General features: G+C 74.6%; 1 protein-coding gene and 1 pseudogene. Both read right to left on the reverse strand.

Translation table 11 applies throughout. From position 1 onward, the window contains the following. Window positions 1–3,318 (reverse strand): annotated as a pseudogene (locus C2L59_RS46255) (type I polyketide synthase); the annotation flags it as partial. Between the two features lie 32 nt (window positions 3,319–3,350). Continuing rightward, window positions 3,351–12,410, reverse strand: a complete 9,060-nt coding sequence (locus tag C2L59_RS46260) for a type I polyketide synthase (RefSeq protein ID WP_370444847.1) — start codon at window positions 12,408–12,410, stop codon at window positions 3,351–3,353. Window positions 12,411–12,478: the final 68 nt, after the last annotated feature.

The raw sequence follows: 12,478 nt of genomic DNA on the forward strand, positions 1-12,478 counted from the left end.
GGCGGCTGCTGCGGTGCCGGCCGGGGGCGCCGGGGCTGCGAGGCCCAATGGGTGCAGGGCCGCGTCCAGCAAGGCCGGGTGCAAACCGAACGTTGCCGCGTCCGGTTGGAACTCCTCGGGCAGGCTCACCTCGGCGAAGGTCTCCTCGCCGCGGCGCCAGACCGCCTGCAGGCCGCGGAATGCCGGGCCGTACGTGAAGCCGAGGGCGGCCAGCTGGTCGTACAGGCCGTCGAACGGGAGCTGCTCCGCTCCGGGCGGGGGCCACTCGGTCCGCTCCGGGGTCTGGCCGGCTCCGGGCGCGATGAGGCCGCCCGCGTGGCGGGTCCAGGTGTCCTGGCCGGGGGGTGCGTCGTCGTCCGGGCGGGCGTGGAGGGTGAGCTCCCGGCGGCCCGCGCCGTCCGGTGGGCCGACGAAGACCTGGATCGCCACGCCGCCGCGGGCCGGCAGGACCAGTGGTGCTTCGAGCGTCAGCTCCTCGACCACGTCGCAGCCCACCTGGTCGGCCGCCCGGAGGGCCAGCTCCAGCAACGCCGTCCCCGGCACCAGCACCGCCCCGCCCAGCGCGTGCCCGGCCAGCCACGGCTGCGTCTCCAGCGACAGCCGTCCCGTGAAGACGACGCCGTCGTGACCCGCCAACGTGACCGCCGCGCCCAGCAGCGGGTGATCCAGCGCGCCCAGGCCCAGCGAACCCGCGTCGCCGTGGACGGCACCGCCGCGCGGCCAGAAACGCTCCCGCTGGAACGCGTATGCCGGCAGATCGATCCGGCGGCCGCCCGGGAAGAACGACGTCCAATCGACCTTCACGCCGCGGGTGTGAACAGTGCTCAACGCTGTGAGCAGTGCTCTCTCTTCGGAGCGGTCGTGCCGCAACGCCGGGACCGCCGTGCCGCCGACCATCGCGCTGAGCACCCCGTCGGGCCCCAGCTCCAGGAAGACGCCGGCGCCCGCGGCTTTCAGGGTGGCCACCCCGTCGGCGAACCGGACCGCTTCCCGCACGTGCCGCACCCAGTACTCCGCCGTGAACGTCGATGCGAGAGCACCGCTCACATTCGAGAGCACCGGTATCTGAGCCGGGTGATAGGTCAGTGTCTCGGCGACCGCGCGGAACTCTTCGAGCATCGGATCCATCAGCGGCGAATGGAACGCGTGACTCACCGCGAGGCGCTTGGTCTTCGGGAACCGGGCCGCGATGGCCAGGACCGCCGCCTCGTCGCCGGAGATCACGACCGACTCCGGGCCGTTCACCGCCGCGATCGAAACGCCCTCGGTCAGCTCGACGGCCGACTCCGGAGCGGCGATCGACACCATCGCCCCGCCCGCGGGCAGCGCCTGCATCAGCGACGCCCGGGCGGCCACTAGCCGACAAGCGTCCGAAAGGGACAGCACCCCGGCCACGTGCGCCGCCGAGATCTCCCCGATCGAATGCCCCGCCACGAAGTCCGGGCGGACACCGAACGACTCCACCAACCGGAACAACGCCACCTCGACCGCGAACAACGCCGGCTGCGTGAACTCCGTCCGGTCCAGCAGCGACGCGTCCTCGAACGCATCCCGAAGGGAGGGGTCGAAGTGCGCGCAAACCTCGTCGAAAGCCGCGGCATACGCGGGAAAACGCCGATAGAGCTCGAACCCCATCCCGACCCGCTGCGCGCCTTGGCCGGTGAACAGCACCGCCAGCAACGCATCCGGGTCCGCCGTACCGGTGACGCCGTCCCCCTCGGCGAGCCGCGTCAGGCCCTCCCGCAGCGAGTCGCGGTCGGTACCGAGCACCACCGCACGCCGGGCAAGACCGGCGCGAGTGACGGCCAACGAGTACCCGCCGTCGACCGGATCGGGATCCGCGTCCAGCAACCGCCGGGCCTGCGCGCGCAACGCGGCATCGCTCGTCCCGGAGACCACCCACGGCAGCAGCGCGCCGCCGGCACGGGAAACCGGCTCCGGCGCAACGACAGCAGGCGCCTCCTCGACGATCACGTGCACGTTCGTGCCACTCACCCCGAAGGCCGACACCCCGGCCCGCCGCGGCGAATCCCGCACGGGCCACGGCCGTGCCGAAGTCAGCAGCTCCACCGCACCCGCGGACCAGTCCACTTCGGACGAAGGCGCGTCGACGTGCAGGGTGCGCGGCAGCAGCTCGTGCCGCAACGCCAGCACCATCTTGAGGACACCCGCGATCCCGGACGCCGACTGCGTGTGCCCGATGTTCGACTTCAGCGCCCCGAGCCACAACGGCCGGTCCGCGGGCCGGTCCTGGCCGTACGTCGCCAGCAGGGCCTGCGCCTCGATCGGGTCGCCCAGTGCGGTGCCGGTGCCGTGCGCCTCGACCGCGTCGACGTCCGAAGTGGACAGTCCGGCGTTCGCCAGCGCCGCACGGATGACCCGTTGCTGCGAAGGACCGTTCGGCGCGGTCAGGCCGTTCGACGCGCCGTCGGAGTTCACCGCGGAGCCGCGGATCACGCCGAGGATCTCGTGCCCGTTGCGCCGGGCGTCCGACAGGCGCTCCAGCAGCACCATGCCGGCGCCTTCGCCCCAGCCGGTGCCGTCGGCGGCGTCGGCGAAGGACTTGCAGCGGCCGTCCGACGCCAGCCCGCGCTGGCGGCTGAACTCGGCGAACGCCAGCGGGCTCACCATCACCGTGACCCCGCCGGCCAGCGCGAGGCCGCATTCGTCCTCCCGCAGCGCCTGGCACGCCCAGTGCAGCGCCACCAGCGACGACGAACAGGCCGTGTCCACCGTGATCGACGGGCCTTCCAGCCCGAACGTGTACGACAGCCGCCCCGACATCACGCTCGGCGCCTCGCCGGTCAGCAGGTAGCCCTCGGAACCCGCGGCGGCCCGCAGGGTGCTGCTGTAGCCGGACGCGTTCGCGCCGATGAACACGCCGGTCCGGCTGCCCCGCAACGAAAGCGGGTCGAGCCGGCCCCGCTCCAGCAGCTCCCAGGACGTCTCCAGCAGCAGGCGCTGCTGCGGGTCCATCGCAAGCGCCTCACGCGGCGAAATGCCGAAGAGCCCGGGGTCGAACGAAGCAGCGTCGTGGACGAAGCCGCCTTCGACCGCGCGGGCGCCTTCAGCGCCGTACATGCGCTCGACGTCCCAGCCGCGGTCCTCGGGGAACGCCGACATCGCGTCGGTGCCGCCCGCGACGAGGTCCCACAGGTCCTCGGGCGAGGCGACCCCGCCCGGGTACCGGCAGGCCAGGGAGATGATGGCGATCGGCTCCTGCTCGGCCGCCTCCGCCGCCTGCAGCCGCTGCCTGGTCTGGTGCAGGTCGGCCGTCACGCGCTTGAGGTACTCGAGGAGCTTGTCCTGCTCTGACATCGCCAACCTCATCCGTTCGTCCAGTCAGGGCGTCACTGCGCCGGCGGCGGGGAAATCCCGAGTTCGTGGTCGATGAACGCGAACACCTCGGCCGCCGAAGCGCCGGCCAGCTGCGCCTGCGGAGGCGGCGCCCCCTCCGCGCTCCAGCGGTTCAGCAGGGACTTCAGCCGCATTTCGACGCGGAGCCGGACGTTCTCGTCCGGCTCCGCGAGGTCCGTCAGCGACGCCTCCAGCCGGTCGAGCGCACCGAACGCCGACTCGGCGGGCGTGCCGCCGGGAGCGAGGCCGGCCGCGAGGAACCGGGCCAGCGCCACCGGGGTCGGGTGGTCGAAGACGGCGGTGGCCGCCAGCCGCAGGCCGGTGACCTCGCGCAGCCGGTTGCGCACCTCGACCGCGGTCACCGAGTCGAACCCGAGGTCGCGGAACGGCCGCGTGCTGCCGATCGCCTCGGTCCCGCGGTGGCCGAGCACGGCGGCGGCCTCGGTGCGGACCAGGTCCAGCACGGCCCGGTCGCGTTCGGCCGCCGGCAGCCCGGCCAGCCGATCGCGCCACCCCGCCGCGGCGCCTTCGTCGTGCCGCTCCTGCTCGGCTTCCAGCTGGTCCAGCACGTGCCGGACGGCCGGCAGGTCCTCGATCAGCGGACGCCGCCGCGACGCCGTGAAGGCGGGCACGAACCGGGCCCAGTCGACGTCGGCCACGGCGAGGAAGGTCTCGTCGCGGTCGAGCGCGCCCTGCAGCGCGGCCACGGCCCGCTCCGGCGCCATCGGCCGCAGGCCACGGCGGCGCAGCTGTTCCTCGCCCCCGTCGGACGCCATGCCACCGCCGGCCCACAGCCCCCACGCCACCGACGTCGCCTTCGCGCCGCGGGCGCGGCGCTGTTCGGCGAGCGCGTCCAGGTAGGCGTTCGCGGCGGCGTACGCGCCCTGGCCCGCGCTGCCCCAGACACCGGAGTTTGAGGAGAACAGCACGAACGCTTCGAGGTCGTCGCCGAGCAGCGCGTCCAGGTGCGCGGCGCCCGCGACCTTGGCCGCGAGGACGTCTTCGAACTCGTCCAGGCCGGTCTCGGCCAGGGCGCTCGACTGCGGCAGCCCGGCCGCGTGCACGACGGCCGCCGGCGGGTGACCCAGGCTGTCCAGCAGCGCTTCGACGGCCTTGCGTTCGGCGACGTCACACGCGGCGATGGTCACCGCGCAGCCGTACCCGCGCAGCTCTTCGGCGAGTTCGGCGGCGCCCGGGGCGGCTTCACCGCGGCGGCTGGTGAGCACGAGGTGGTCGGCGCCGGAGCGGCCCAGCCAGCGGGCGACGTGCGCGCCGAGCGCGCCGGTGCCGCCGGTGACGAGCACGGTCCCCCGCGGCCGCCACGGCTCGCCGGCCGGCGCCGGGCGGGCCGGGCGCAGCCGGCGGGCCAGGATCCCGTGGGAGCGGATCGCGAGCTGGTCTTCGCCGCCGGGCTCGGCCAGCACGCCGGCCAGCCGGTCGGCGGCCCGCTCGTCGAGCGTGGCGGGCAGGTCGACCAGCCCGCCCCAGAGACCGGGGTACTCCAGGCCGATCACGCGGCCGAGGCCCCACAGCTGGGCGGGCACGCCCGACGCCGGCGCGTCGCCGGGCCCGGCCGCCACGGCGCCGCGGGTGAGCAGCCACAAGGGAGCGTCGATCCCGGCGGCGGCCATGGCCGGCGCCAGCGCGGCCGTCGCGGCGACCCCGGCGGCGATCAGCGGATGCCCGGGCAGCGGCGTTTCGTCCAGGCCCAGCAGGGAAACCACGCCGGCGTACTCCCCCGGCGGCAGTTCGTCCGGCGAGGCGGTGACGACGTCGGCGCCGCGCGCGGCGAGCGCGTCCGCGACCGATCCACTGTGGCCATTCGGCAGCAGGACCAGCCAGCGGCCGGACAGCAGCGGCAGCGCGGGCTCGGCGGCCGGCACCCAGCCGACCTTCAAACACCAGGAGTCCACTGCAGATCGTTGGGTGCGCCACCGGGCCAGGGCGGGCAGCACCTCGTCGAGCGCGTCCCGGCCGACCCCGAGGACACCGGCGAGGTCTTCGGTTTCCTCGAGCGCCGTCCAAAGCCCGTCGTCGGCCGGGGCCGCGGGGGCCGGGTCCAGCCAGTACCGCTGGTGGTCGAAGGCGTACGTCGGCAGGGGGACCAGCTGGGCGCCTTCGCCGAACGCGGGCGTCCAGTCGACGTCGACACCGTGCACCCACGCCTCGGCGAACGACGTGTACAGCCGGTCGAGGCCGCCCTCGCCGCGACGCAGCGTGCCGGTGACGACGGCTTCGTCCACAGTGTCCTCGACGCTCATCGTGAGCACCGGGTGCGGGCTGCACTCGACGAAGGTGTCGTAGCCGTCCGCAGCCAGGCGCCGCGTGGCCGCTTCGAACAGCACCGGGTTGCGCAGGTTGGTGTACCAGTAAGCGCCGTCGAGTCCGGCGGTGTCGATCGGTTCGGCGGTCACCGTGGAGTAGAACGCGATACCGGACGACCGCGGGGAAGCCGGCGCGAGCAGTTCGCGCAGCTCCGCCTTGATCTGGACCACCTGGACCGAGTGGGAGGCGTAGTCGACCGGGATCCGCTTGGCGCGCACGCCGTCGGCCGCGCACTCCGCCAGCAGCGCGTCGAGCGCGTCCGGGGCTCCGGAGACGACGACGGTGGACGGGCCGTTGACCGCGGCGATCCCCGCGCGGCCACCGAGGCGCTCCAGGCGTCGCTCGACATCGGACGGCGGCGCGGTGACGGACACCATCCCGCCGTGGCCCGCCAGGGCCCGGATCGCCCTGCTGCGCAACGCGACCACGCGGGCGGCGTCCTCGAGGGACAGTGCGCCGGCGACCGCCGCCGCGGCGATCTCGCCCTGCGAGTGGCCGATCACGGCGTCCGGGGAAACTCCGTGGGCGCGCCAGACCTCGGCCAGCGACACCATCATGGCGAACAACGCGGGCTGGACGACGTCGACGCGCTGCAGCAGTTCTTCGTCGCCGAGGGCATCGGACAGCGACCACTCGACGTACGGCGCCAGCGCGCGTTCGCAGTCCCGCATGCGGGCCGCGAACACCGGCGACGTGTCGATCAGGTCCAAAGCCATCCCCACCCACTGCGAGCCCTGCCCGGGAAAGACGAAGGCGACCTTGCCCCCGTGGCGGGCGCTGCCCCGCACCAGGCCGGGAGCGGCCCGGCCGTGGGCGAGCGCGCCCAGCGGGTCGTGGCCGGGGTGCGCACCGCCGGTCACGAGCACCGCCCGTTGCTCGAACGTAGCCCGGGAGTTCGCGAGGGAGTACCCCACATCTGCGGCCCGGACCCCCTGTGCGGCCCCTACGCGCGCCTGCAGCCGCCGGGCCTGCGCGGCCAGCGAGGCGGGCGTCTTCGCGGACAGGACCCAGGGCACCGGGCCGGTCGCGACGGGCCCGGACGGCTCCGTCGCGACCGGCTCCGGTGCGGCTTCGAGGACGGCGTGGGCGTTGGTGCCGCTCATGCCGAACGACGACACGGCGGCCCGGCGCGGGCGGCCGGTCTCGGGCCAGGGGCGGTTTTCGGTCAGCAGGGCGACGTTCCCGGTCGTCCAGTCCACATGGGACGACGGGGTGCCCGCGTGCAGCGTGCCCGGGAGCACGCCGTGGCGCAGGGACATGACCATCTTGATGACGCCGGCGACGCCCGAAGCGGCCTGGCTGTGCCCGATGTTGGACTTCACCGAGCCGAGCAGGAGCGGGTTCACCCGGTCGCGGCCGTAGGTGGCCAGCAGGGCCTGCGCCTCGATCGGGTCGCCGAGGGTGGTGCCGGTGCCGTGGGCCTCGACCGCGTCGACGTCGTCGAAGGTCAGCCGCGCGTTGGCCACCGCCTGCCGGATGACCTGCTGCTGGGCCGGGCCGTTGGGCGCGGTCAGGCCGTTGGACGCGCCGTCGGAGTTGACCGCCGAGCCGCGGATCACGGCCAGCACCTCGTGGCCGAGGCGCCGGGCGTCGGCGAGCCGTTCGACCAGCAGGACGCCGACGCCCTCGGCCATGCCCATGCCGTCGGCGTCGTCGGAGAACGCCTTGCAGCGGCCGTCGGCGGCGAGCGCGCGCTGGCGGCTGAAGGCGACGAAGGACGCCGGTGTCGACATCAGCGCCACCCCGCCGGCCAGCGCCATCGTGCACTCGCCGGTGCGCAGCGACTGGCAGGCCAGGTGCAGCGCGACCAGGGACGACGAGCACGCCGTGTCGACGGTGACGGCCGGGCCGGTGAGCCCGAAGGTGTAGGAAATGCGGCCCGAAACGACGCTGGCCGCGCCGCCGGTGAGCAGGTGCCCGGCCGAGCTGCCGGGCTGGGCCAGCCCGATGCCGTAGTCGGCGTAGTTCGTGCCGACGAACACGCCGGTGGCGCTCCCCCGCAGGCTCTCCGGATCGACGCCGGCGCGTTCCACCGCCTCCCACGACGCCTCCAGGAGCAGCCGCTGCTGCGGGTCCATGGTCAGCGCCTCGCGCGGCGAGATGCCGAAGAAGCCCGGGTCGAAGTCGCCCGCGTCGTGCAGGAAGCCGCCGTGGCGGGTGTAACTGGTACCGTCGTGGTCCGGGTCGGGGTCGAACAGCGCGCCGACGTCCCAGCCGCGGTCGGCCGGGAAGCCGGTGATCGCGTCGCCGCCGGTGGTGATCAGCTCCCAGAGGTCCTCCGGGCTGCTGATCCCGCCCGGGTAGCGGCAGCTCATCGCGACGATGGCGATCGGCTCGTCGTCGGCGACCGCGACGACGGTCTCGGTGCCGCCGGTCGTGGCGCCGAGCAGGAACTCGGTGATGCGCTCGGCCGTCGGGTGGTCGAAGGCGAGGGTGGCGGGCAGGCTCCGGCCGGTTTCGGCGGCGAGGCGGTTGCGCAGCTCGACGGCGGTGAGCGAGTCTAAGCCGAGTTCGCGCAGGGCCACGTCCGGGGCGACGGCGTCCGGGCCGTCGTGGCCGAGCACCGCGGCCGCGGTGGCGCGGACCAGGTCGAGCACGGCCCGGCGGCGGTCGGCCGGAGCCAGCCCGGCCAGCAGACCGGTCTTGCCCTGGGCCTTTTCCACCGTCAGGGCGCGGCGGACCTCGGGCAGCTCGTCGAGCAGCGGGCGCGGCCGCAGGGCGGTGAAGACGGGCGCGAACCGGGCCCAGTCGACGTCGGCCACGGCGAGGAACGTCTCGTCGTCGGCGAGGACCTGGCGCAGGCCCGCGAAGGCGAGGTCGGGGTCGAGGAACGGCAGGCCCTGGCGCAGCAGGCGGCTCGCGTCGAAGTCCTGGTTCGCCTTGGCGGGGTTGGCGGCGTTCCAGACGCCCCAGGCGAGCGAGGTGGCCCGCAGGCCGCGGGCGCGCCGCCGCTGCGCGAGGGCGTCGAGGTGGGCGTTCGCGGCGGCGTAGGCCGCGTGTTCGCCGCTGCCCCAGACGCCGGCGATGGAGGAGAACAGGACGAAGGCGTCCAGGTCCTGGTCGAAGACGGCGTCGAGGTTTTCCGCGCCGAGCACCTTGGCGCGCGCGACGGCCGCGAACCCGGCGACGTCGGTGGCGTCGATGGCGGCGAGTTCGATGAGCGCGGCGGCGTGGACGACGGCCCGGAAGTCGTGGGCGCGGGCGAGGGCTTCGACGGCGGCGCGATCGGTGACGTCGCAGGTGGCGAAGGTGATACCCGGTTCGTCGGGGATCTGGCCGCCGTGCCGGCTGGCGAGGACGACGTGCCCGGCGCCGGCCGTGCGCAGCCAGCGGGCGATCCGCGGGCCGAGAGCGCCCGTCCCGCCGGTGACGAGGACGGTGCCGCGCGGGGACCACGAGCCGGGTGCGGTTCGCGGCGGCGTGGCGTGGACCAGGCGGCGGACGAGCACGCCGGAGGGGCGGACGGCGAACTGGTCCTCGTCGCCGGGGGTGGCCAGGATGGCGGTGAGGCGTTCCACGGCCCGGGCGTCGGGGGCGGGCGGCAGGTCGATCAACCCGCCCCAGCGGTCCGGGTGTTCCAGGCCGATCACGCGGCCGAGGCCCCAGATCTGCGCCTGCGCGGGCGAGGGCGAGGCCGTGTCGACCGCGCCCGACGTCAGCAGCCAGAGGGGCGCGTCGATGCCCGCGTCGCCGAGGGCCTGGGCGAGCACCAGCGTCGCCGCCACCCCGGACGGCAGCTCGGGGAACTCCGGGTGCGGCCGCTCGTCGAAGCCCAGCAACGACACCACGCCCGTCACCGGCCCGGCTTCGCGCAGGCGGGCGGCCAGGCTTTCGCGATCGCCGGTCACCGGCACGAGTTCGGCGCCGAGTGCGTCCGCTATGGACGTGTCTTGCCCGGGCGCGGCCACGGCGAGCCAGCGCCCGGACAGGGTGCCCACCGGCTCCGGCGCCGGGCGCCAGCGAATGTCGTAGCGCCAGGAGTCCACAGTGGACTTTTCCTGGGCCGTCCGGCGCCAGTCGCTCAGGGCGGGCAGCAGCTCGCTCAGCGGAACTTCGGGGTCGACGCCGATGGTCGCGGCGAGGTCGCCGCGGTCGACCGCCGCCCAGAAACCGGCGTCCGCCGGATCGGTGACCGCGGCACCGCCGGGCTTCAGCCAGTAGTGCCGCTGCTGGAACGCGTAAGTGGGCAGGTCGACCCGCGCGGCGCCGGCGAAGTACGGCGTCCAGTCGACCTTGACGCCGTGGACGTGCGCTTCGGCCACCGACAGCGCGAAGCGGTCCAGGCCACCGTCGTCGCGGCGCAGGGAACCGAGCGCGACGACGTCGTCCCCGAGCGCCATGGTCAGCACCGGGTGCGGCGACACCTCCACGAACGTCCGGAACCCCTCGCCCTTCAGCCGCTCGACGGCGGTGTCCAGCCGCACGGTGCTGCGCAGGTTCGTGTACCAGTACTCCGCGTCCAGCTCCGGGCCGTCGAGCCATTCGCCGGTGACGGTCGAAAGGAAGCCGGTACCGGCCGGGCGCGGGGTGATCGGGGCCAGGACGTCCAGTAGTTCGCCGCGCAGCCGCTCCACCTGCGCGGAGTGGGACGCGTAGTCCACCGGGATCCGCCGGGTGCGCACCTCGCCGCAGGCGGCCGTGAACTCGTCGAGCGCGTCCGGGTCGCCGGAGACGACGGTCGACGCCGGGCCGTTCACGGCGGCGATGCCGATCCGGTCGCCCCACGGCGCGGCGAGCGACCTGGTCCGCTCCAGGGGCGCGGCCACGGAGACCATCCCGCCCGCGCCCGCCAAGGCGAGGATGGCCTTGCTGCGCAACGCGACCACCCGGGCCCCGTCCTCGAGGGACAGCGCCCCGGACACCACCGCGGCCGCGATTTCGCCCTGGGAGTGGCCGATCACCGCGTCCGGGCGCACGCCGTGGGTGGCCCACAGCGAAGCCAGGGAGACCATCATCGCGAAGAGCGCGGGCTGGACGACGTCGACGCGATCCAGTTCGGGCTCGTCGAGCAGCGAGAAGCCGGTGTGGGGCTCGAGCGCCCGCGCGCACTCGGCGAACCGGGCCGCGAACACCTCCGACGTGGCCAGGAGCCCGGCGGCCATCCCGGTCCACTGGGCACCCTGGCCGGGGAAGACCATGGCCACCTTGCCGCTCCTGGCGACCGCCGAAACGACGTGCGGCGCGGGGGTTCCCTCGGCCACCGCGCGGACCCCGGCCAGGAGCCGCTCCCGGTCGGCACCGACCACGACGGCCCGGTGCGTGAACGCCGAACGGGTCGTCGCCAGCGAAAAGGCGACGTCGGCCGGCGAACCGTCCACCAGGGACAGCCGGGCGGCCTGCTCGCGCAGGGCCTCGGCGGACTTGGCCGACAGCACCCACGGCACCACGCCGGACCCGGCGGCCGGGGCGGCCGGCGGAGCCGAGAACTCCTCCAGGACGAGGTGGGCGTTGGTGCCCGAGATGCCGAACGACGACACCGCGCCCCGCCGCGGGCGGTCGGCGGTCCAGTCCCGGCCTTCCTGCAGCAGCTCGACCGCACCGGCCGTCCAGTCGATCTTCGCCGACGGTGTCCCCGCGTGCAGGGTCGGCGGCATCCGGCGGTTCCGCAGCGCCATCACCAGCTTGATGACGCCGCTGACGCCGGCCGCGGCCTGCGTGTGCCCGATGTTCGACTTGACCGAACCGAGCCACAGCGGCGTTTCACGGTCCTGGCCGTAGGTCGCCAGCAGCGCCTGCGCCTCGATCGGGTCACCCAGGGCCGTGCCGGTGCCGTGCGCCTCGACCAGGTCCACGTCCACAGTGGACAACCGGGCGTCGGCGAGCGCGTCCCGGATGACCCGCTGCTGTGCCGGGCCGTTCGGCGCCGAGAGGCCGCTGCTCGCGCCGTCGGAGTTGACCGCCGAGCCGCGGACGACGGCGAGCACCGGGTGGCCGAGGCGCTGCGCGTCGGCCAGCCGCTCGACCAGCAGCATCCCGGCGCCCTCGCCCCAGCCGGTGCCGTCGGCGCCCTCGGCGAACGCCTTGCACCGGCCGTTGCCGGACAACCCGCCCTGGCGGCTCATCTCGGTGAACATGTCCGGGTTGACCATCACCGCCGCGCCGCCGGCCAGCGCGAGGTCGGACTCCCCGCGCCGCAGCGACTGGACCGCCAGGTGCAACGCGACCAGGGACGACGAACAGGCCGTGTCCACAGTGACCGACGGGCCTTCCAGGCCGAGGGTGTAGGAGATCCGGCCGGACAGGACGCTGGTGGCGGTGCCGGTCATCAGGTGCCCGGCGACCGCCTCGGCCTCCTCCCCCGCGCCGGTGCCGTACCCCTGGGAGGCCGCGCCGACGAACACCGCCGTGCGGCTGCCGCGCAGGGTGTCCGGCACGATCCCGGCGCGTTCGAGGGTCTCCCACGACGTCTCGAGCAGCAGCCGCTGCTGCGGGTCCATGGCCAGCGCTTCGCGCGGCGAGATGCCGAAGAAGCCCGCGTCGAACCGGCCCGCTTCGTGCACGAAACCGCCTTCGGCGACGAAGCCGGCGTCGTGCGCGTCGGGCCAGCCGCGGCCGGCCGGGAACCCGGACATCCCGTCGCCGCCGGAGTCGACCAGCCGCCACAGGTCTTCGGGCGAGCGGACCCCGCCGGGGAACCGGCAGGCCATCCCGACGATCGCGACCGGGGCGGCGGCCGCGTCTTCGACCTCCTGGACGCGCTTGCGGGCGCGCCGGAGGTCCGCGGTCACCTTCTTCAGGTACTCCCGGAGCTTCGCGTCGTTGTCCATCAGGCCCCATCCCGTCGCGTGCCGTCCAT

The organism is Amycolatopsis sp. CA-128772 (assembly GCF_002904295.1).
GTDB lineage: Bacteria > Actinomycetota > Actinomycetes > Mycobacteriales > Pseudonocardiaceae > Amycolatopsis.